Origin of the sequence: Amycolatopsis sp. lyj-90 (genome assembly GCF_046549035.1) — a bacterium.
In the GTDB taxonomy this organism is placed as follows: domain Bacteria; phylum Actinomycetota; class Actinomycetes; order Mycobacteriales; family Pseudonocardiaceae; genus Amycolatopsis.
Genome location: NZ_JAJPWP010000008.1, coordinates 193,706 through 214,842, shown reverse-complemented (window position 1 = coordinate 214,842; position 21,137 = coordinate 193,706). Strand labels below are relative to the sequence as shown.

The following is a 21,137-nucleotide window of genomic DNA, read 5'->3' as shown; positions in this document are numbered from 1 at the left end:
ACGGAGAGCGCGCGGCACACCACTCGTCAGGGTGAAGGCCGGTGCGCGCCGCGACCGCCATCACGGCGCGCACCGGGGTCCATCAGGGATACGCGACGAGGTTCGCCACGGTCGATCCCGAGTTGGCCGGTCCGCCGCGGTCGTTGACGACCCGGCTGATGGTTCCGTTCCCGCCGAGGGAGACAGCGACCATGCTGCGGAACCGGACGTTCGGATTGTTCGGCGCTTCGATCGCGCGATCGGCGACCACGCTCGGATTCACGTTGAAGTAGCAGTAACTACCGAGCCCGTACGCCTCGTGGTTCGTCACCGAGTTCGCCACCTTGTAGGCCGCGTAACCCCGCGTCGACCCGTTCATCCAGGAGGCCTGATTCGGTGGGTCGTAAGGCATTTCGTTCTGGTAGAAGTACGTCCGGCCGCGGTTGCCGTTCCAGATCGTCTGGTACTTCTGGTAGTGCTCGACGAACAGGCCGTACATCGTGACGTCGTCACCGTTGACGATCAGGCCGGTGTCGGCGGTGTTGGTGTTCCACCCGACGCCGCTGCCGTGGTCGGCGCGCCAGATCCAGAGATGGTCGCCGATGACGTCGTCACTGTTGACCACCAGGCTGGTGGTGGCCTTGCCCACGCCCGCGCCGCCGATGCGGAAGAACACGTCGTGCAGCGAAGTCGGGTTCGCCGCGTGGTCCTGGGCGGAGTTGGCCGGGCCGACCTCCATCAGCGTGTTCGAGTTCGTGGTCCCCGCGTCGATCAGCACACCGGCGACCTTGACGCCGTCGACGTCGGCCACCGTCATCGCGGTGATGCCGTTGTCCGGGATCAGCGTCGCCAGGCCGAGGCCGAGCACGACGGTGTCCGGCCGCGTCACGCGCAGCGTCTCGTTCAGGTGGTAGACGCCCGGCGTGATCAGCAGATCCTTGCCCTCGGCGAGCGCCGCGTTGATCTGCGAAGCCGTCGTGCCGGGCTTCGCGATGAAGAACCGGCTGATCGGCAGCGACGCCCCCGGCTGGTTGGCGCCCCACGTGATGCCTGACGCGTTGGTGCGCGTGGCGGGCACGAAGACCTGGTACGCGCCGGCGTTGTCGACGTAGAGGAACGGCTTCTCGCGCACCACCGGCGTCGTGTTCACCGTGGTGTACGGCGGATTCGGGAAACTGGTCGAGGGTGCGCCGTTGACCCCGGCGAACACCATGTTCCAGTTGGAGCCGCTCCAGCTGCCGAACTGCGAGTTGCGCGAGATCCACTGCTGCTGCGAACCGGACCGGACCTGGCCGTCGACCTTGACGTCGGACATCCAGCCACCGCTGGACCAGCCGCCGTCGTCGAGCTGCAGGTTGCCGCGGACATGCATCCGGCGGTAGGGCGCGGCCTGCGAAACGGCCCAGCGGTCGGTGCCGCCCGCGGGGTTGACGGAGAGATTTTCCGCGCCACGCCAGAAGTTCTGCGTCGCGTTCCCCTGGAACCAGTCGGCCTCCGCGTGCACCGCGCCGTTGATCGTCACGTTGTCCGGCGACAGCCCGAGCCCGAGCACCTGCGTGTAGAACCCGACGTTGACGTCGACGTTGTACGAACCCGGTTTGAACAGCAGCGCCTTCCGGTTCGAGCCGAACTGGCTGGTCTCCTGCTGCGAGAAGACGCTGTTGACCTGGGACTGGATCGCCGACTGCGCCATGCCGGGGTCGAAGACGAGCACGTTCGGCCCGAGGTCGGGGTTGGCGGTGCCGGTGACCGGCGTGAGCCGGAAGGACTGCGCGCTCGAGCCGTTGCACGCGTACTGCTGCAGCTGAACACTGTCCTGAGTGGAGAGACCCGGAAGGTCCAGGCATTTGCCGCTGTTGCGGCTGACGAAGTGGTACGCGCCACCGGCTTCCTCGACCGGCTGCCACTGCTGGTTGTTCCCGCCGCCGTAAGCCCACAGATGGATCAGCCCGCCATCGGACGTCGACACGTCGGCGACGTCCCACACCTGCGCCGGGTTGTTGCGCGTGTTGACCCGGTAGTAGCCGCCCGAGGTCGGCTGGAACTGCCACTGCTGGGAAAAGGTCTGGTTGCAGGCGTACTGCTGGACGACCGTCCCGTTCGCCGACCCGGCGGCCCGCGCGTCCACGCATTTCCCGCTGCCGGCCGTCACCGTGTACCAAGTATCGGGAACGATGGCCGCCTGCGCCGCCGGAGCCACCACTATCAGCGCTCCGACCAGCGAAAACAGGGCTATCAAGGCTGCTCTGGCCCTCATCAGGACCTCCTCCGCGTCATGGGGCAGGGCGAGCTGAGGCGGAGCCCAGTGGAGACGCGGCGTAGCGGGCGGGGACCTCGGCGTCACGATGGTCGAAAACGTAACGGCGGTCACACGCGGAGTCAATACACGTCTAAAAATAAGTCTCAAAGATGCAGGTCAGCGCCGCTTCTGGCGATCGAGACCGCCGAGAGCGACCCCCTCGCGAACGACCCGCGCGGGCGGTGTAATGTATGGACACACGAGATGCGGAGTACAACTTCGCTCCGGGGCTATGGCGCAGCTGGTAGCGCACCTCACTGGCAGTGAGGGGGTCAGGGGTTCGAGTCCCCTTAGCTCCACAGTGACGAAACACCGCCCACCTGGCAGATCCGCCGAGGTAGGGCGGTTTTTTCGTTGGGCCTCACTTTGAGAAATGCCGCGCCGAACTTCAGCAACTGGAGCAAGACTGGGGCAATGCCATGACCCCGTTTCAAATGGGGTCACCAAAATTGTCCCCGGCCAGTACCCCAGCTGGGTGATCCTTTAGGGGCATCTATGCCGCTCAGGTAGATCTGCGGCCTGCAGCCGACGAGCGACCGCAATGACGCTGGGGCGGTGCCATTCTGGCGGGCGTGCTCGATGACATCCTGAGCGCCCGCGCGGACTTGGTCCCCGCTGAGCGGCGTGACCAGCCGAGTCATCAGCTCTCCTGGGCGGTGTGCCGTCTAATGAATCCGATGATGGGTGTCGCGGCCCTACAACTCGGTCACTACCCATCGTCCACAACCGACACGGGCCAGCTTCCCTACCAGCGCTGGACGCCGTGCGACGATCAAGCGATGGAAGCTCGTAAGAACCCGAACTACCTGAAGGCGGTAGCAAAGGCCGTTCAAGAGTTCCGCGCCGCGCTGGTCGAGTTCCTCGAGCTGCACGTGATCAACGAAGGCTTCGGCTCGCTGGCGCCGGGAATCGCCCCTGCGGTCATACCACTCGATGAGGCTGATCCAGACGAGATCACGCGACGCCGGGAAAAGGTGACTCGCTTGGCCGGCCGCGCGTCTGCTGCCGCGCAACTCACGGCGACGTCCATCTCCGTTCAAGGCCCGATGGGCAGCGACGTGGTCGACCCGTTCATGAACTGGGTGACGATCACGCGCCCCAAGCCGATGTTGGAGAGCGTCGACGTCTTGAGCGCATGCGACTACGCCCTCGGCAAGCTCGAGGAGTTGATCCTGCGAGCCGAGGCCGAGATTCCACCGACCGTAGGCGCAGAGGCCATGCATCCAGCGGCATGGGGGCCAATCGCTCGGCTATGGCGTGACGGGCACTTCCGGGAAGCGGTGGCCGCCGCATCCGAGTCCGTCGTCGCGATGGTAAAGGCCCGCACGAAACGCAACGACGTCTCCGCCACGGACCTGTGGAGGCAAACCTTTTCGGACAAGGACCCTCGCCCTGGGCAGCCGCGGCTACGCTGGCCCGGCGACCCGAACGACCAAGACGTCAAGACCATGAACTCCGGTCTACTCTCCTTCGCTCCCGGTATGCAGATGACAATCCGGAACAGCGCTGCCCACAGCCTCAGCGAACTGGACGAGCAAGCAGCCCTCGAGCGACTGTCCGCGCTGAGCCTCCTGGCCCGTTGGGTCGACGAATGCGACATCGTCGAGGCCCCAATTTCCTTAACCGAGTAAGAACGTCATCCGGCGTTCTGCAGCGCAGTCCGCGCGGTCAACGCGTGGAGCGTCAGGTGGCCGGCGACGGGCCTCACCCACTCGCGGCGGAGACCTCAACGTCGACGCGCTGCTCTGCTGGACAGGTCACCGTAAATGGACCTGTCCTATCCCTTGGTCAACCTGGTCCACCGCCACGTGGGACACATCGGTGCCCTAACTTCAGTCAACGACGAAAGCCGGAGTAGCCCAGCGAGCCAGTAGAAGATCCGCATCGAACCTTCCCTAAAGAAACGGATGCGCGATACTTCGCCCCATGCGATTCGGAAAGATCGACGTACGCTACCTCGGCGCCGTGCTTGCGCTCGCCTTCTCCTTGTTGATCATCGTGAGTGTTGTGTTACGCCAAGGCGCCGACTGGTGGTCCGCGTGGGGCCAGTGGGTCGGAGGGGCTGGATCGATCGGCGCCGCTGGTGTCGCCGTATGGATCGCAGTCGAGGGCTGGCGACGAAGTGACCTCGACGCCAAGAAGATGCGGGAACGCGAACTTGCATCGAAGGTTGCCCTCTGGATCGAGCAGACCGAAGCCCAGCGGAACCAGCAGACGGTTCAGTCTCCAGAGCAGCTTGTACGCACATCCGCACGCTTCGTGCTGAAGTACATCAACGGCGGCGGTATGCCGATCTATAAGGCCGAAGCAACCGTGACTTTCCCTAATGGCCCGGCCCCGTACATCGACACGCAGTTAATGCTGCGCCCGACCACTACTCCTGAGGATTTCGAGCGAACGCCTGAGACTTTTCACCAAATTCTCGAAGCAGCTCTGCTGAAGGAGCGAACGCTCCTAAAAGCTCAGCTTGTCGAAGCCTCCCTTGACGACCTACCGCCGGGAATGGCTCCGATCTTGCTCGACGATCGGTTCGTAATCGAAGCCATGCTGATGATCATCAGCCAAGCATCGATCACGTTCGCCTTCAGCGACGCAAACAACGTTAGATGGGTGCGGCACCCGAACGGCGAGCTTGCTCGTGCCTGAAGAGTCGGCCGTCAAGAACGAACGTCGCCCTCAACCAGTTCAGGCACTTCGCCCGCGTTCCTTCCTGTGCCTGCCACATCCGCACCGCCACATCGGTAACCACGGCGTTTGAGGTTGCCTTTGACCTTCTCTGGCACGTCGGCGCCCGGCGAGCGTCGACTGCCGCCCGGCGAGCTTGATCAGGCATTCCACGGCGGACAGGCATAGCCCGTAGTCGCGGACAAACTCGCCGATCTCTTTGGTGGTGAACGACGGCGTCGTCCTCGCCCGCTGTGCCAGAACCGGGCGACGGCGAGCAGATCTCCAGCTCGGAATCGTTGCGAGTTCGTGCGCTCGATTAGGACAGTGCGGAACGGCTCGGCGATCGGGTCGACGCTTTCGACGGCTTCAAGCTCGATTAATATTCCGCACGGTCCCCCGAGACCGGCTCTCCTTCGGCGGTGTCATGACCGCGGCGGCCGGCCACATTGCCCGTGGCCTCCAGTGACAGTCGAGCGCACGAACCTGACGCTTAAGCCTCTGCGGCGACACCGCGAGTGGATTGGTGATTAGTGCCGCCATCGCACAGGCGGCTCGAATATGCCCGCGGGCGCCCCGTCATGTTGCCTCCGCCAGCGTGGCAGCCAGGCGCGGGAGTCAGGCCACGTCCCACTGGGTCCTGATCACGACACTGAAGGCGGATGTGAGCCCACGACATACGCCACCAGTTCGTGACATCTTGACACCTTCGCCCTATTTGAGGTTAGGCCATAACGTAGCGCATCGTGGAACAATCCCACCATGACAGAGTCGGCGAGCAACATTGACAAGGAACCTATCGGCTGGCTACAAGACGTGACTCTCGCCAGGACAGGCGAATCAGTTCGTGTGGTGTTCGACTGGAGAGACGGCAGTAAAGTCTTCGTCCGCCAAGCAGACCCAGGCGACGCCGACAACCCAGCACGAGTGCCTATCTACGAAGGCGACGAGCTCGTCGTCATGGAAGCAATTTCCCATCTAAGCCACCAACTGTCTCCCGAGGTAGGTGACACGACAGGATACCTCTTTGCCTCACGCGTAGTACCAGTACGTCGCCAGGACGGACGAGTCTTCGCAAGAACCTTGCGACATGGAGAGGCCGATAATGGGGACCGGGTTCATGTGCGCCCCGGCGATGACCTCCAGCTAGAAGCTGGCTCCATAGTCGTCGAACTCGAGGAAATCGACGCCTTCGAACACCAGGATAAAACTGGTTACGTGCCATTGACCCCCGTACTTTGGACATGGCTTCGCTTCACCAAAGACGCAGGTGCCGTAAAGGGACGCTATCTGCTGGCTGCTGCCCGCCGCCTTGATGCGGCAAACACCCTGTTTGAGGAGGTCGGCAAACTCAAGATCCTTCTCGATGACGAGAAATTAGCTGGTCCCGCCATCCGGCGGACCGTCTTCACACTGGTTTCGACAGTGGAGTTGGCCGTGGTGGCACTGGGTAGGGTTCTCGACATGGTGATGCAAGCGTCTGCGCTGCTGGGTGTGGTCGTCGAGGTACCGGCCACGGTACACGCGAAGCGGCCTGCGGTAGTCGAGATTCGAAACGCCTACGAACACATCGAAGATCGCGCCCTGGGCCAGGTGCGCAAGAAACCGCACGCGGATGCGCTTACCATCTTCGAACAAAAGGACCTTCTCGCAAAGGATCAGATCACGTACAGCACCCACTCATTGAACCTGCAGACCGAGGTGCCAGTCCTCATCCAAGAGGCTCGTGACTTCCTGAAGCTCGTCGCCCACGACGTTTAGACTGACAGGAGCTTAGATTGATCTCCTTTCCTGCTCCAGCACTTAGTCAAGGCGCAGACGAAGACGTCTTGATGGAGATGTGCGCCGTCATCTTTCCCGGCTGCGTGCAGCGGACGCCTGGTGAGAATGGCCTGCGAATATGGGTTGAGGGGTCTCCGACTGGGACGGTCGAGCGTGAAGCTGCTCGCGCAAAGTTCCAAACCGGACTTGGTGTCCTGAGGGCTTGGAGACCCAGCGCAGGAGAGCTGCGATCTGAGGGGCTTCACGGGCTCGGCGAGGGCGCTGTTCGCGACGAACTTGGCAACCAGTGGATCATGGTCGGCACCGTGGTTGGCTATGGCACAGTTGGGGGTGAAATCAACGCGTTCGCTTCCACCGCTGCACGCGGTATCGATAACAGCCAGAACCTGAGAAACGCCTTATGGCTGAATGGCCGCGCCAACCGTGCAGCTGCTGACGTCTACATGATTTACGAGTACGCGGAGCGCGAGTTCATTGGCACAAAAGGGATATCGTCCGCTCTCGGCCTTTCGAGCAACTGGCAGGCACGGCTGACACGGTCGGCGAACAAACTTTCGCCACTGAAAGGCGGCAGGCATGCCAACGACGATACACCGATCCCCCTGACGCTGGTAGAACAACAAGAATACGCGGCGGCCCTTCTTCGCCGCTGGCTAGCAACGTACGCCTAACAGCGCGTGTCGATCTAGCATTGCTAAATCCGCAGCCGAACATCCCAGCAAGCTAGGCGCGCACCGGCACCACGATGCACCGTCGATCATCGCCGACTACCCGGCCTCTGCGTCCTTTGACGTATAGGAACACCCGGGATCGCGACTAGTGCAACTGCCCGCGCATGCCGGTCCACTCACAGAGGAGTCGACCTAAGTTTTCCTTCTAAACCATGACCGACTCGAAGACCACAGGGGTGACAATGGCGTTGTGCTGCGGTCGTTTGCAGCAGTGGGTCCATCGGCCTTGTTCGTGTATGGCTTCGTGCCCATCACCGCATGTTGGATCGCCTGCCAGTCGGATTGCCGCCACCAGTCGAACAGGTCACGGGTGCCGACGACCGGCGTTGTGAGAGATTGGACGAATTCCGGTCGGCTGTAAACGCGGCGTGATCGCAGGTCAGGCGTCAACTTGTGCTGGTTGTTGACCACCAGAGCACCTCCGTCTACAGGCAGCTTTGGCCGGAGTCCACCCCAGGTGCCGAGGTGTCGCAGAAGATCCCCTACGAGGGACTCAGCAGCATTTCCACCTTGCGACTTGACCTCGATCAGGTAGTGGCGTTGCCCGAGAGAGGCCAACAGGTCCGCCGAACTAGTCGCGCCAAGCTCTGCGTCGAGATCGACCGTGGTGAATCCAGCGGCTTGAAGTACAGCCGCGACAGCGTCCACTAGCTCGGATCCGGTCCCATATAAGAGGCCAGAGCGTATTGTCTCCGCCTCGTTTTCCGCGCGTGAGAGGTCAGCCTCCAGTTGCGTTCGTTCCTCGGCATGGCGAATTTCCATATCAGCGAGGTCTTGACGGGCGACCGATTCAGCAGGGGTTTGCAGCTCTGGGTCGACATACGAGGCAACCCGTAGCCGCCGAAGGACTCCAGGAGCGTAGGCGGGCAAGCCTTTGTGGACTATCCAGTCAAGGACAGTGTTCCAGTCGAGTTGGTCCGGGATGACGTACCACCGTTGCCGTCCATTCGACGGCACGTACACGGCGACGACGGGCATACCAAGCGCGTCGATGAGGATGGGGTGGAGTTCACCGTCCGCTTCATGTGTTTTCGGAGGCCCGCCACCGCCCGGGTACGAGGTGATTCCTCTCAGTTGCAGGGACCACCAAGGAGCCTTAGAGGAACGGTTGAGAAGCCGCAAGCCGAGATCGCGGTCGGCAGCATTCAGACCCGGGACGAGCTTGGGGCGCGTACCAGAGAGCAGGCGACTGCCGCCGATATTTCCCTGAAGATCAGGTAGAGAGAACGAGTCATCAGAATGATGGAACACCGAGGTCGGTGCCTCGTCGTGCGCGAACCCGACCATACTTACCACCAAAGCGATCTCATCCCGGTTGACAGCTCCGGCGATGAACCTCTCCAGCTCGTTAGCGCCGGGCTTGAAGTAGATGCTTGGCTGTACCGCGACGGCACAGTCTGCGCTTTCCATCCCCACCCATCGTGGCTCAAGGCCATACTTCGCCCACTCGACGCTGGCAGCCGTTGGTGGCGACAGGCGTAGCTGCTCTGGCCGATGAGCTACGCCTCGTGAGGAGCCGCCCCCGCTGCCAAGGATCACGGGTGGCGGAGTTTGTATCGACGGCGAGGGCTCCGGGTGTCCCACATGGATGGGCACGAGCCTCGCCGGGCGGGCGGACGAGGCAGTCATGCGAACCAACGTAAACCTCGAACTGCGGGAGGCTCTCGCAACATGCCGATTCTCAAGTTCAGATGTTGCAAGACCCAAGAACCGACTTGGAGCCACCGCAAGGATTCACCGCGCAGTCTGCGATTTACCGTCACCGCGAGTTGCTCGTGGGCGCACAACGTTCGAGTCTCGCTCGAGTTACCCAGTATTGGTTTCGAGCTAAGGCACGTAGTAGTCCGGGCGTTCTACGCGGCTGCACGCCAACTGGTTTCCTCGGGTGCCGCGCCACTATCAGCGACGGCTTTCGCCCAGCGGAGTTGCAGCGCATCAATGAGACGTTGTTCAACGGCAGAAGCTACGTGAGAGTATGTTTCCTCGACTTTGTCGGCAAGTACGTGCCCTAGACGAGGCGACTGGGCGACTCGCGGCACGCCGTCGGAGATCAGCCAGGTTTTGTGGCTATGTCGGAGGCCGTGGAAGGTAAGTCCGGGTTTGACGGGCTGTAGCCGGATTTCTGGGTTGGCGATGGAAAGGTTGCCGTTCGCTGCCGGCCGGAACGCGCGGCGACTGAAGTTGTTGCGTCGGTGCAGCTGACTTTGCGGCGTGACGAACACATGCCGGTGTCGGTGGCTGGCAAGGTGCGCGCGGAGCAAGAAGACGAGAAAGGGCGGCAGGGTGATGGTCCGTGCGGATTCCTCTGTTTCCCGTGGGCCGAGGAAGTGGGGGCCTTTGTTGGGTTCGTGGAGCGCGCCGAAGTCGGGGTCCACGACGATGTTTCGGTGTTGTCGTCGTAGAGGTGGAGGTTGTGGCGTTGCAACCCGACGAGCTCGCCCCATCGCGCCCCCGTCCAGGCAGCGGTGACTACGAGGACTGCTCCCCCAGTTCCGTACTTCGCGGCCACCTGATCCGCAAGCTGCTGGTCGTTGCAGCACCGGTACAGCTTCTCGGGCTGTTCGAGCAGCGCGAGACTGGCGTTGATGAGCTGGGGCGCTGTCAGTGAGGTCGGCGTTCGCGGTTTCGAGGCGCCACTCCAGCTTGCGTCGCTCGCTCGCGATGTCCCGGAGCCTCTCCCCGGCCACGTTGCCGTAGAAGCACGCCATCATCCGCCGAGCCGCTGCCCGTCCCACCACGCGGCCCAGAGCCCGGCATACACACCACCCGCGGCGACCAGTTCGTCGTGCGTCCCGGCCTCGACGATCCGCCCGTGCTCCATGACGACGACGCGGTCACACGCGGCGGCCTGGGAGAGCCGGTGGGCGATCACCAGCGCGGTTCGGCCCTCGAGAGCGGCCTGGGCGGCTCGGTCGAGCAGACCGGCGTGGGTGGAGCCGGCTTCGGCGGTCGCTTCATCGAGGATCGCCAGCTCTGGGTCGGCGAGCAGCAGGCGGGCGAGGGCGAGCTGCTGCGCCTGGGCGTCGGTGAGTGGATACCCGCCGACGCCGACGAGGGTGTCCAGCCCGTCGGGAGTCAGGTCGAGGAGCGCGGTGGCGCCGGTGGCGTCGAGTGCCGTGCTGAGATCATGGTCGGTGGCCGACGGAGCGGCGAGGGTGAGGTTGTCGCGCAGGGTCCCGGCGAATACGTGGACCTCCTGGGTGACGACCGCGGTGCGGTCCGGGTGGGTCACCGTTCCGGCCGTGGGCGGACGGATGCCGGCGATCACGGCCGCGAGCGTGGTCTTGCCCGCCCCGGACGCGCCGACGACGGCGACGTGCTGACCGGTGGCGATGTCGAGGGTCAGGCCGTCGAGCACACGCGGGGCGTCGTCGTCGTACCGGAACGCGACGTCGCGGAGCCGTACGGCGATGCCCGCCTCCGTCGCCGATCGCTGCTCCTCCTCCGCAGTGTCGGCCGGAATGGTGACGACGCCGACCATGCGGTTCAGCGAGGCGAGGGCGGACTGGAGGGTGTCGAGGACGAACATCAGCTGATTGACCGGCCCGAGCAGGCGCAGGACGAGCAGCATGGCGGTGGTGGCGCCACCGACGGTGGAGGCTCCGGCGTCGATGAGGACGAAGCCGACGACGAGCACGGCGGCCAGGCTCAGACATTCACCGAGGTTCAGCCGGACGTTGAACCTGCTCTGCACGGTCCGGGCCCTCAGCGCCTGCACCGCGACGTGCCAGGAGGCGGCCATCACGGCGTGGTGCCGCTCCTCGGCGAGTCCGAAGCCGAGCACGGTGGCGTAGCCGCGCTGGGACTCGACGATCTGCTGGGCGCGCACGCTCATCGCCGCGCGTTCGGCGCGGTACACCCCCGGTCCGGTGCGCAGGTACCAGCGCAGGGCGAGGGCGTACACGGGCAGCACGACGACGAGCGCGGCGGCGTAGGGCCACTCCAGCGCCGCGAGCCCGGCGAGCGACACGACGATGGTGAACGCGGTGACCGTGAGAGCCGGGATCACCGCGGGGGCGGCATCGGCCACGGCGGTGACGTCGTCGCTGGACCGGGAGATCAGGTCCCCCGTGCCGGCGCGTTCGACGACGTGCTGCGGGAGCCTCAGGCCACGCTCCACGAGCCGTTCCCGTAGCTCGGCCAGGATGCGGTGGAAGACGCGGGTGACCAGGACGATCGTCACCGCCGCACAGGCGGCGCCGAGGACCGCCGAGCCCATCATGACCGCCGTGAGCATCAGGACCGTGCCGAGATCGGCGGTGCCTCCCTGCACCCGGTCGACGAGCAAGCCGATGGCCACGGGAACGGCCAGGTCGACGGCGGAGCCGGCGATCCCCACCACGACGACGGCGGTGATGCGGAGCCGAAGCCCACGGCTGGTACGCCACACCTCGCGCGCAGTCTCCGGTCCGGTGGCGACGCGCAACGCATCGTCGGCGGTCGTCGTCGCGGTCATGTGGCCTCCGAGACGTCGGCGAGCAGGTCCACGACGCGGTCGCAGCCGGCCAGCAGTGCCGGGGACGAGGCGATCAGCAGCGTCGAGCGTCCGGTACGAACGGCACCGAGTCTCCCCGCGATCACCTGCTCGGTCACCGAGTCGACAGCGGTGGTCGGGTCGTGCAACACCAGTACCGGCGCGTCGGTCGCCAGGGCACGCGCGAGCGCGACCCGTTGGCGCTGGCCCCCGGAGAGGCGGTTGCCGTTCTCGCCGACGGGATCGTCGAGGTCGGCGGCGAAGTCGTCGCAGGCCGCGGCCCGCACCGCGGCGTCCAGGCGCTCGGGCACGGCGCCCGTGGGAGTGAGATTGTCGCGGATCGTGCCGGTGAACAGCGTGACCCGGTGCGGTGCGACGGTGACCAGGGAGCGGTACCCGGCCGGGCTCAGCTCGTGTACCGCGAGTCCGTCGAGCCGTACCTCGATGTCCCGGTCGCCCTCCGGGTTCAGCAGCGCCTCGGCGAGCCGTGCGGCGGTCGGGGCGTCGGCGCGCATTCCGACGAGCTCACCGGGCTCGACCTGGACACGCACGCCCGCACCGACCACGTCCAGCGTGGGCACCGCCGGCGCGGACACCGGGGATCGGTCGCCGTCGGCCGGTGCGGGCCCGTCCGCACCCCGCAGGACATCGAGCAGACGTGCGGAGGAGGCGCGGGAGCCCGCGAGGTTGGGGATGGAGAGTCTCGCGATCGACTCCACCTGTGGCAGCAGCGCCTGGGTGAGGCCGACGGTGGCGATCAGCCCGCCGACGCTCAGCTGCCCGCCCACGGCGAACCAGCCCGCCAGTCCGGTCACCGCGAGGACGAACACGCCGGTGACGACGCCCGAGCCCAGCAGGAACCGCCCGAGCAGCCCGGCGTTGCGCTGCGCGCCGACCAGGGCCGCCCCGCTGGCCTGCCGATAGCGCGTGGTGGCCTCGGTCTCGGCCCGCACCCCCTTGATCACCCGGTAGCCGGCGACCAGATCCGTCGCCCGCCCGACCGTGGAGGCGAGCAGGGCCTGGTACTCGCGGGTGTCCCGGGACAGCCGCTCGCTGAACAGTCCCATCAGCCAGACGGACACCGGCGCCCCGACCAGCACCACGAGCCCGAGCAGCCAGTGCGTCACCAGCAGCGAGGCGGCGATGAACCCGATGGTGAAGATTCTCGCGATCGGCATGATCGCGAGAAACGTCCCGTTGGACAGGCGTCCGACGTCGTTGGTCATGACCGACACGACCTCGCCGTCCGGTGCCCGGGTGGCTCCGCCGACGGGATGCAGGACCCGGGCGGAGAGGGTGGCCCGCAGCCGATGCTGCACCAGCTGGACCGAGGAGACGGTCAGCCGCAACGAGAGCCCGGCCGCCGCCGTCAACACGACGTACAGCCCGATCAGCACACCGAGCCACAGCCCCAGCTGGCCCGCGTCGCCGGTCGCGAGTGCCCGGTCGATCGCGACGCCCATCACGACCGGTACCGCCGACTCACCCACCTGCCACACGATCGCCAGCAGCATCGCCGGGACGGTGCTCCGCCGCACCGATCCGATCACGTGCAGCACGAACCGGCCGGGAGTCGTCTCCGGCCCGACGGCGAACGGCCGTACCGCCGGCGTGCTGGGCGGAGTGTTCACAGACGTCTCCTGGCTTCGGTGAAAAGCAGCCAGCCGAGGTAGCCGCCACCGAGCACGACGGTGATGATCCCCACCGGGAGCGGGGTGGGCGCGACGTGCTGGGCGATGTAGTCCGCGGACAGGCACAGCAGCGCGCCCACGACGGCGGCGGGCGCGAGGGTGATCCCCGCGGTGCGGGCGAGCCGGCGGGCGATCTGGGGCGCGACCAGGGAAATGAACGCGATCGGCCCCGACGCGGCGGTGACCGTCGCCGTCAGCGCCACGCCCACCACGACCAGGCCGAGGCGCACCGGAGTGACCCGCACCCCGAGGGAGGCGGCCGCGTCGTCACCCAGCTCCATCTGTCGCATCGGACGGCTCGACATCCCCGCCAGCAGCAGGAGCACGAGAACACACGCGCCGCCGATGGTCACCTGGTTCCAGGACACGCCGTTGAGCGACCCGGTGCCCCAGGCCGCCGCGGCCATCGCCTGTTTCAGGTCGGCTTTGAGGATCAGCCAGGTGTTCAGCGAAGCCAGTAAGGTCGAGACGCCGATGCCGATGATGATCAGCCGGAAGCCCTGCACTCCGCGTCGAAAGGCGAACAGGTACACGGCGACGGCGGTGGCCATGCCGCCCAGCAGCGCCCCGCCGACCAGCTGCAAGTACGTGCCGTTGGCGACCAGGATCACCACCAGCGCGCCCGTGTAGGAGCCCTCGGAGAAGCCGATGACGGCGGGGTCCGCGAGCGGGTTGCGCAACATCGACTGGAAGATCGCCCCGCTCACCCCCAGCGCGGCACCGAACACCAGCGCGGCGGTCACCCGCGGAAGCCGCCACCCGACCACGATGTCGTTCACCAGTCCGGTCTGCCCGCCGGCCAGCGCGGAGACCACCTGCCCGGGGCTGAGCAGGTACGAGCCGGTCATCAGCGCGAGCACCGCGGTGCAGGCGATCACGAGCGCGAGAACCAGGCAGACGACGACCGAACGCAGGTCGAGCCGTACGGCGACCCGCCACCACCGCACGGTCAGCACCCGTCGCCCGGAGTCCACCCGCTCCCCGGGCGCCGGGCGGGCGCGGGCCGACCGTGACGACACGCCTGTGCTCACAGTCCGCTCGCCTTCTTCCGGCGCGCCAGCACGATGAGGACGGGGGCGCCGACGAAGGCGGTGACGACCCCGACCGGGATCTCGCCGGGCCGGATCACGAGCCTGCCGAGGATGTCGGAGGTCAGCAGGAGGACGGGGCCCAGCACCGCGCTGTAGGCGAAGATCCAGCGCTGGTGCGGGCCGACGATCCAGCGGGCCACGTGCGGCACCATGAGCCCGACGAAGGCGATCGGTCCGGCGATGGCCGTCGCACCCCCGGCGAGCAGGGTGATCGCGACGATCGCGAGGACGCGGGTGCGCGCCAGGGCGACGCCCTGGGCGACCGCCATCTCGTCACCCAGAGCCATGGCGTTGAGCGAACCCGACACCGCGACGGCCAGGACGAGCGCCACCGCGAAGAACGGCAGGACCGGCCACACCACGTCGAGCGAGCGACCCGCCGTCGAACCGGCGTTCCAGCTCCGCATCGCGTCGAACGCGGCCGGATTGGTCTGTTGGAGCGCCTCCCTGGCACCCCCGAGCACCGCGCCGACGCAGACCCCGGCGAGCACCATGACCACCGGTGAGGAGCCCTGCCGCGTCGACCCGATGGCGAGCACCATGAGCGTGACGATCAGCGCGCCCGCGAACGCGAACCACAGGTAGCCGTGGACGTCGCTGACGCCGAGCAGACCCACGGCGACCGTCACCGCGAAGGACGCGCCTGCGTGGACGCCGAGAATGCCCGGATCGGCCAGGGGGTTGCGGGTGAGCGCCAGGATCAACGCGCCCGACAGGCCGAGCGCGACGCCGACGACCAGACCCACGATCGTGCGCGGCAGCCGGTAGTCGCGGATCGCGAACTGGTCGATGCCTGCCGAAGAGTGGACCAGCGCGTCCCACACCACGGACGGCGCGATCGCCGTCGAGCCGATCATGACGCTCAGCACCAGCAGGACGGCCAGCGCCACCAGTGCGACGACCAGCCCGAGCACACGACGACGCGGTCCGGGCACCACCCCCACGGTGCCCGGACCGTCCCGCCGCAGGGCGAGGGCTGTCACCCCGTGGCCGGAAGGGTCGCCAGTGCGCGGTCGAGCGACTCCAGGTACCGGATGACGGATCCATAGGAGTTGTTGCCGGGGCAGAAGACCCCGAGCGCGTGACCGGAGCTCACCTCGGGCAGCGCCTTCCAGGTGTTGGTCTCGACCACCGGCTTGAAGGGCTCCGTCGGCCGGCCCGCGGCGTCGACGGGGTAGGTGATCACGTCGTATTTCGACAGCTCACCGATCTGCTCGAACGGCAAGGCCGTCCAGGCCAGGGGATCGGCACCTTCGGCCGCCTTGGGGAACTTCATGCCGACCTCGTCCCTGGCGATCTCGGAGCAACCGATGTCGGCGATGGCGAACGTCCCGGGATCGGACGACGAGTAGCGGATGACGTCGACGAACGAGGTGCGGTCGATGATCCCGCGGTACTTCGCCTGTACCGCGGCACGGCGCTGCTCGAACGCCGCCTTCTGCTCGCTCAGCGCACCGGTGATGTTGCCTGCCTGCGCGACTCCGTCGGCGAGGGCCTTCCACTCGGTGTCGAGGCCGAAGAACACGGTCGGGGCGATCACCGTCAGCTGCGCCTTGATCGACTCGAACTCGGGCTCGGGTATCTGGACCAGGATGAGGTCCGGCCTCAGACCGGCGAGCTTCTCCATGTCGACCTGGTCGGCGCTGGGCGCGAGAATCGTGGCCGACTTGTACCTCGCCTGCTCGTCCGGGGACAACAGTGCGACGTCGGAGTCCGACTCCGCCGTGACGCCGACCGGTTTCCCGCCGAGGTCGATGAACGGCAGGGTCGTGTTGCCGAGGGTGGCGACACGCTGGGGCGCGACCGGGACCTTGACCGCGCCATTGCCGGCCTGCACGGTGCGGGTCTCGGCGGACGAGCCGGCGGGATCTTCGGTGCCGGCTCCGCCGCACGCGGTGAGGACGAGCGCCGTGCTCACCAGGGCGGCGGCCAGGGCGGCGCCACGTCGTCGTAGAGGGGTCATGTCTTCTCTTCTTCGTTTCGGGGAAAGGTCAGTACGTGTCGGGGTGGGTGTCGGGGCGCGTCAGTTCGTGGACCGTGGTGCCCCAGCCGACGGTGTGCGTCACGCTCCGTTCGAGCCCTGCCCGGGCGATGACGGCGTCGAGCTCGTCGGCGGTGCGGAGCCCCGAGCCGTGCACGGTGAGGGCGAGCAGATCGGCTTCACCGTCGTGTTCGTCGAGGTCGTCGGTGTCGAAGAGGTCTTCGACCAGCAGGACCCGGCCGCCGGGGAGGAGGTTCTCGGCCGCTCGGCGCAGGGCATGGGCGGCATCGGCGTCGGCCAGGTTCTTGAACGCGCGGATGACGAACACGGCGTCGGCGGCGGGGCCGGGTTCGAAGACGGACTGTTCGACCACGCCGACCCGGGCGCGCTGCCGCTCGTCGGGGATGGTGTCGGGCAGGTCGCGGCGCAGCCAGTCGGCTTGCGCGGGCAACGCGCAGATCGTGATCCGCAGGCCGGGGTGGGCGGCGACGAACTCGGCGGCCTGGGCGCCCGCACCGCCGGAGTGGAGCACCAGGTGCCGGACACCGGAGAGGATGTCGGAGGCGGCGATCGGCTCGGCCAGCGTGGCCTGGAACTTCGCCAGTCGTTCCAGGTAGCGGTCCTCGTAGTCCTGTTCGGCCCGTACCTCGGCATAGGTCCGCCCGGCGACCGAAGCGTAGGCGGGCCGGCCGGTGCGGATCGACTCGGTGAGCCCGCGGATGCCGAGCATTTCGCGCCCCGCCACCCCGGCGGGGTGCAGGAAGTCGGCCATGAAGTCGACGGTCAGGACCTCGCCCACCGACGTCAGGTCGTAGTGGCCGGGTTCGGTCTCGGTCAGGATGTCCAGGGTGTGCAGGTAGCGCAGCAACTTGCCCAGCGCCCGCTCGTCGGCGCCCGCCTTGCCCGCCAGGTCCGCCGTGGCGGTCACGCCGCGGGAGATCAGCTCGGGAAGGTCCAGCTCGACGGCGGTGCGGATCGCCATCGGTGCGATCAGCTCGGTCAGCTCGTGAAGCTTCTCGAGCGGGGTCCTCGTCTTCGCGGGATCGGGCACCGCCCCGTCGGTCTCCAGCGCGACGACCTCGCCGCGACGCCAGTACCCGCTGAACTCGATGTCCTGTTTGGACAGTCCCCTGTCCTCGACCAGATGACGCCGGAGGTCGCGCACCGCCGCCTGTTCCCCGGCGAGCCAGGTGAACGGCCTGCCGTCCCACCAGGCGCAGTTCCTGACCGCGTCGACCAGGAGGCGGGTCGTACCGGCCTCGGCTCCGTCGCGCACGAGCCAGGTCACCTCGACGCCGGGCAGTTCACGCAGCTCCTGGCGGTGTTCGTCCTCGGCGACCTCGATGAACACCTGCGCCCTCGAGCCTTCGGGCAGCTCGTCGAGCAGGCGGGCGATCGCGGGGATCGTCGAGTCGTCCCCGGCGACCAGCAGCCAGTCCGCGTCCTGCGGGAGCGCCCGCGACGAACTCGGGCCGAAGAAGTGGACGCGATCGCCGACCTGGGCGCGGTACGCCCAGGTGGTGCCGACGCCGATACCGTGCTTGAGGACGTCGACGTCCAGCTCGCCCGTCTCGGGCACCCAGCGACGGACGGTGTAGAGCCTCGTCAACGGCCGCGGATCTCTCGGCAGGTCCAGGCCCTTCTCCTGCTGCACCGGCAGCACCGGCCGGTCCTGGCCGGGATAGGGGAACACCAACCGGATGTCGTCGTCGAAACCGGTCGAGTCGAACGCCGGCTGGGCGAAGCCGTTCGCCGAGGTGAACTCGCCCAGCTGCGCACCGGCCACCGTGATCCGCCGCATCCCCGGCGTCAGGTCCCGCACGCGGACGACCTCGACCTCCCGCAGGGTCAAGGGGCGCACGGTGATCCGGCGTGAGGTCTTCGGCATGCGGGGAACAGCCCTTCCGAACGGGACGAAGGTGACGAGGCGCCCTCCACCATCGACAGGGGGGCGGCGCTAATGTTAGGCAATCCTTACTCCTCGCGGTGTGCGTGGATCGCCACATAGTTAGGACGCCATGGGCGTGGATGTCCGGCCGCCGTCGATCCCCCGGGTGCGGTCCAGCGGCTCATGGGACCAGCCCGAGCATCTCCTGCTCTGGGTCCGTACGGGCTCGGCGTGCCTCCGGATGGAGGACAGCCCGGAGTGCCGGCTAACCGGCGGTGAGGGTGTCTGGATTCCGGCAAATCCCGGCAACCAGTGGACGCTCGTCACCGAACCGGGCACGGTCGCCTTCCCGCTGTTGACGCATCCGAGTCTCGCCGCCGAGACCCATTCCGAGAACACTGCCGAGCCGAGACGGTTCGTGGTTCCCGACGGCTGGCAGGACTGGCTGATCCAGCACTTCAACCTCATGGTCACGCCGCTGACCGGCCACGGATACTCCCAGGACGCGCTCGTCGATCTTCTTCGCGGCGCTGGACGGCGACCGCCGCCGCGAAGCGAAGACACCCGGCCGGACGGGGTCGATCCGCCGTCGATGCCGAGAGCCGGCGGGGCCCGGGAAGTGGCCGACGAGCTGCTGCGGAATCCCGCGCTCGACTTCACCGTCGACGAGTGGGCGGCACGGGTGCTGTCCAGCCCGCGGACCCTGCTCCGCGACTTCCGCGCCCACACCGGGCTGACCTTCGAGCAGTGGCGGCTGCGCTGCCGGTTGAGCGCGGCCGTCGAGTTCCTGGCCGCCGGGCTCGGCGTCGACCAGGTGGCCGCGCGGGTGGGCTTCGCCAGCCGCAGCGGATTCACCCGCGCGTTCAGGCAGCAGTTCGGGTCGACTCCGTACGAGTTCAGCCGGACGCTCTCCGCGCACCCTGCCGCCGGTGACCACTCCCGGCGCACGGCTGCCGTGCGTCAGGCCGAGGACCTCGTGACGATGATGCGGGGTGGCAGGGTCGCGCCGGACGCACCCGGGTTGCTTCCCGCGACTCGCACGATCCCGCACGCCAACGACTCCCACGTGCTCTGCTGGGCGTACCGCGGCAGCGGATACCTGGGCATCGGCGAACGTCGTTACGAGTGGGGCCGGGGCGTCGCGACCTGGATCCCGGCGGGCGTGGAGCACGTCACGGGCGTGCATCAGGACTCGATCTCGCTGCCGATCGGGGACGCCGATGCCGGCGACCTGCGGCTGACCGAGCCGTTGCAGGTCCAGTTCTCGCCCGACTGGGACGACTACCTGCTGTTCTGCTCCATCATCGCGCGCACCCCGATGCGGCCGGACGGCTATGACCCCGGCCATGTCCTCGACCTGTTCGCCGACCAGGTCGCCGCGCAGCGAGCGCTGTCGCTGCCGATGCCGACCGACCCCCTGGCACGGGGAGCCGCCATCGACTACCTCCGCCGCATCGGTACTTCCGGCGGATCAGGGCCCGACGTGCCCGCCGCCGTCCACCGGACCTTCCGCGAACAGACCGGTATGAGCTTCTCCCGGTGGCGCTACGCCGCCCGCATGCGCATCGCCCGCGACATGCTCGCCGGCTTCGCCAAACCCAGCGCCGTCGCCCGCCGCCTCGGGTATGCCCACCTTCCGACCTTCAGCTCCGCCTTCACCCGCTTCCACGGCCTTTCACCGCGCGATTACCAGGAGCGTGAGACCAGGAGGCCCTGACCTACGGGACCCTCCCAAATACCAGTTCTTCCTTATATAAGTCACGCCTGCTACGGTCCGGTTTGTGCAGGCGTTCGACATCCTCGGCGAGCTCGCGCGGCGCGGGCAGGGTGATCCCGACGGACGGCGTGAACTCGACGTAAGGAACATGACTTGAAGGACATACTGGACGAACTGGCCGCTGCCCGCAGGACCATGGGCGCGGCCACCCTGCCCGCCGGCGACGCTTACACGATGGAGCTGCGGCGTCGCTACGACGCGTCGGTCGACGAGGTTTGGCACGCCATCACCGATCCTGAGCGCCTGGGCCGCTGGTTGAAGCCGGTCACCGGAGACCTGCGACTCGGCGGGTCGTTCGAGCTGGATGGCGGCGAACACGGCGAGATCCTCCATTGCGACCCGCCCCGGCGGCTACGGGTGTCCTGGCTCTTCGGGCCGGGCGCCGACGAATGGCCGGGCACGAGCGAGGTCGAGGTGCGCCTGTCCGCGGGCCCTGCCGGGGATACCGAGTTCGAACTGGTCCACGCGGCGGCCGTTGGGGAGCCCATGTTCCCGACCTACGGCCCCGGTGCCGGCGGTGTGGGCTGGGACCTGCATCTCCTTACGCTGTCCCGGTTTCTGGCCGACGGCGAGGCGCTCGATCACGAGGAGTTCCAGACCTCGCCCGCAGGACGCGAGTTCGCCAGGCGCAGCGCCGCGGCATGGGGCGAAGCCCACCTGGCCGCGGGTGGCGATCCGGTTCACGTGGCGGCCGCGGTCGAGGCCACCACCGCGTTCTACGTCCCCGGAGGCGACGAGCGATGAACTGACGGTTACCCGGAATGGCTCGGTGAGGGTGGC

At 67.1% G+C, this 21,137-nt stretch carries 16 protein-coding genes and 1 tRNA gene; 8 read left to right on the top strand and 9 right to left on the bottom strand.

Going from position 1 to position 21,137, the window contains the following annotated elements:
* Window positions 1–82: 82 nt before the first annotated feature.
* Complete coding sequence (locus ACLJPX_RS29930; RefSeq protein ID WP_410603772.1) at window positions 83–2,236, bottom strand: RICIN domain-containing protein; 2,154 nt, start codon at window positions 2,234–2,236, stop codon at window positions 83–85.
* Between the two features lie 268 nt (window positions 2,237–2,504).
* Here ACLJPX_RS29930 and ACLJPX_RS29925 point away from each other — a divergent pair.
* The 5 genes from ACLJPX_RS29925 (at window position 2,505) to ACLJPX_RS29905 (ending at window position 7,395) form a co-directional block, all read left to right on the top strand.
* Window positions 2,505–2,577: transfer RNA gene (locus tag ACLJPX_RS29925), tRNA-Ala, on the top strand.
* Window positions 2,578–2,850: 273 nt separating this feature from the next.
* Window positions 2,851–3,909: a TIGR02391 family protein gene (locus ACLJPX_RS29920; protein WP_410603770.1), complete on the top strand. Its 1,059-nt coding sequence runs from the start codon at window positions 2,851–2,853 to the stop codon at window positions 3,907–3,909.
* 295 nt (window positions 3,910–4,204) lie between these two features.
* Window positions 4,205–4,924: a hypothetical protein gene (locus ACLJPX_RS29915; RefSeq protein WP_410603768.1), complete on the top strand. Its 720-nt coding sequence runs from the start codon at window positions 4,205–4,207 to the stop codon at window positions 4,922–4,924.
* A gap of 780 nt (window positions 4,925–5,704) precedes the next feature.
* Window positions 5,705–6,703 (top strand): hypothetical protein, encoded by a 999-nt coding sequence (locus ACLJPX_RS29910; protein WP_410603766.1) that lies wholly within the window; start codon window positions 5,705–5,707, stop codon window positions 6,701–6,703.
* Between the two features lie 314 nt (window positions 6,704–7,017).
* Entirely contained in the window at window positions 7,018–7,395 is a 378-nt protein-coding gene (locus tag ACLJPX_RS29905; RefSeq protein ID WP_410603764.1) for a hypothetical protein, read from the top strand.
* A gap of 192 nt (window positions 7,396–7,587) precedes the next feature.
* Here the strand turns inward: ACLJPX_RS29905 and ACLJPX_RS29900 are convergent, their stop codons facing one another.
* Window positions 7,588–8,865, bottom strand: a complete 1,278-nt coding sequence (locus ACLJPX_RS29900; protein ID WP_410603763.1) for a hypothetical protein — start codon at window positions 8,863–8,865, stop codon at window positions 7,588–7,590.
* 443 nt (window positions 8,866–9,308) lie between these two features.
* Window positions 9,309–9,830 carry a hypothetical protein gene (locus ACLJPX_RS29895; protein WP_410603761.1) on the bottom strand — a complete coding sequence of 174 codons (522 nt, stop codon included), beginning with the start codon at window positions 9,828–9,830 and terminating at the stop codon, window positions 9,309–9,311.
* A gap of 38 nt (window positions 9,831–9,868) precedes the next feature.
* On the opposite strand from ACLJPX_RS29895, the gene ACLJPX_RS29890 reads away from it, so the two are divergent.
* Window positions 9,869–10,063, top strand: a complete 195-nt coding sequence (locus ACLJPX_RS29890) for a hypothetical protein (RefSeq protein WP_410603759.1) — start codon at window positions 9,869–9,871, stop codon at window positions 10,061–10,063.
* 99 nt (window positions 10,064–10,162) lie between these two features.
* Here the strand turns inward: ACLJPX_RS29890 and ACLJPX_RS29885 are convergent, their stop codons facing one another.
* The 6 genes from ACLJPX_RS29885 to ACLJPX_RS29860 are packed head-to-tail and all read right to left on the bottom strand — an operon-like array spanning window position 10,163 to window position 18,580.
* Window positions 10,163–11,911, bottom strand: a complete 1,749-nt coding sequence (locus ACLJPX_RS29885; protein WP_410603757.1) for an ABC transporter ATP-binding protein — start codon at window positions 11,909–11,911, stop codon at window positions 10,163–10,165.
* Window positions 11,908–13,560, bottom strand: a complete 1,653-nt coding sequence (locus ACLJPX_RS29880; protein WP_410603755.1) for an ABC transporter ATP-binding protein — start codon at window positions 13,558–13,560, stop codon at window positions 11,908–11,910. Before ACLJPX_RS29880 ends, ACLJPX_RS29885 begins: the two co-directional genes overlap by 4 nt.
* The gene (locus tag ACLJPX_RS29875; RefSeq protein ID WP_410603753.1) at window positions 13,557–14,651 is read right to left on the bottom strand and encodes a FecCD family ABC transporter permease; all 1,095 of its coding nucleotides are present in this window, start codon (window positions 14,649–14,651) and stop codon (window positions 13,557–13,559) included. Before ACLJPX_RS29875 ends, ACLJPX_RS29880 begins: the two co-directional genes overlap by 4 nt.
* Window positions 14,648–15,694: a FecCD family ABC transporter permease gene (locus tag ACLJPX_RS29870; protein WP_410603751.1), complete on the bottom strand. Its 1,047-nt coding sequence runs from the start codon at window positions 15,692–15,694 to the stop codon at window positions 14,648–14,650. Before ACLJPX_RS29870 ends, ACLJPX_RS29875 begins: the two co-directional genes overlap by 4 nt.
* Window positions 15,691–16,674, bottom strand: coding sequence for an ABC transporter substrate-binding protein (locus ACLJPX_RS29865; protein WP_410603749.1), 984 nt, complete (start codon window positions 16,672–16,674; stop codon window positions 15,691–15,693). The genes ACLJPX_RS29870 and ACLJPX_RS29865 overlap by 4 nt, the downstream gene beginning before the upstream one ends.
* Before the next feature lie 28 nt (window positions 16,675–16,702).
* Window positions 16,703–18,580 (bottom strand): SIP domain-containing protein, encoded by a 1,878-nt coding sequence (locus ACLJPX_RS29860; RefSeq protein ID WP_410603747.1) that lies wholly within the window; start codon window positions 18,578–18,580, stop codon window positions 16,703–16,705.
* A gap of 130 nt (window positions 18,581–18,710) precedes the next feature.
* On the opposite strand from ACLJPX_RS29860, the gene ACLJPX_RS29855 reads away from it, so the two are divergent.
* Window positions 18,711–20,297: a helix-turn-helix domain-containing protein gene (locus tag ACLJPX_RS29855; RefSeq protein WP_410603745.1), complete on the top strand. Its 1,587-nt coding sequence runs from the start codon at window positions 18,711–18,713 to the stop codon at window positions 20,295–20,297.
* Window positions 20,298–20,450: 153 nt separating this feature from the next.
* On the top strand, window positions 20,451–21,101 hold the full coding sequence (locus ACLJPX_RS29850; protein WP_410603743.1) for an SRPBCC domain-containing protein: 651 nt from the start codon (window positions 20,451–20,453) through the stop codon (window positions 21,099–21,101).
* Window positions 21,102–21,137 lie beyond the last annotated feature (36 nt).

Excerpts from the sequence above, each read along its gene's own strand:
- ACLJPX_RS29930 (WP_410603772.1), bottom strand. The coding sequence starts at position 2,236 with ATGAGGGCCAGAGCAGCCTTGATAGCCCTGTTTTCGCTGGTCGGAGCG.
- ACLJPX_RS29915 (WP_410603768.1), top strand. The coding sequence starts at position 4,205 with ATGCGATTCGGAAAGATCGACGTACGCTACCTCGGCGCCGTGCTTGCG.
- ACLJPX_RS29910 (WP_410603766.1), top strand. The coding sequence starts at position 5,705 with ATGACAGAGTCGGCGAGCAACATTGACAAGGAACCTATCGGCTGGCTA.
- ACLJPX_RS29905 (WP_410603764.1), top strand. The coding sequence starts at position 7,018 with ATGGTCGGCACCGTGGTTGGCTATGGCACAGTTGGGGGTGAAATCAAC.
- ACLJPX_RS29900 (WP_410603763.1), bottom strand. The coding sequence starts at position 8,865 with ATGGAAAGCGCAGACTGTGCCGTCGCGGTACAGCCAAGCATCTACTTC.
- ACLJPX_RS29885 (WP_410603757.1), bottom strand. The coding sequence starts at position 11,911 with ATGACCGCGACGACGACCGCCGACGATGCGTTGCGCGTCGCCACCGGA.
- ACLJPX_RS29865 (WP_410603749.1), bottom strand. The coding sequence starts at position 16,674 with ATGACCCCTCTACGACGACGTGGCGCCGCCCTGGCCGCCGCCCTGGTG.
- ACLJPX_RS29860 (WP_410603747.1), bottom strand. The coding sequence starts at position 18,580 with ATGCCGAAGACCTCACGCCGGATCACCGTGCGCCCCTTGACCCTGCGG.
- ACLJPX_RS29855 (WP_410603745.1), top strand. The coding sequence starts at position 18,711 with ATGGGCGTGGATGTCCGGCCGCCGTCGATCCCCCGGGTGCGGTCCAGC.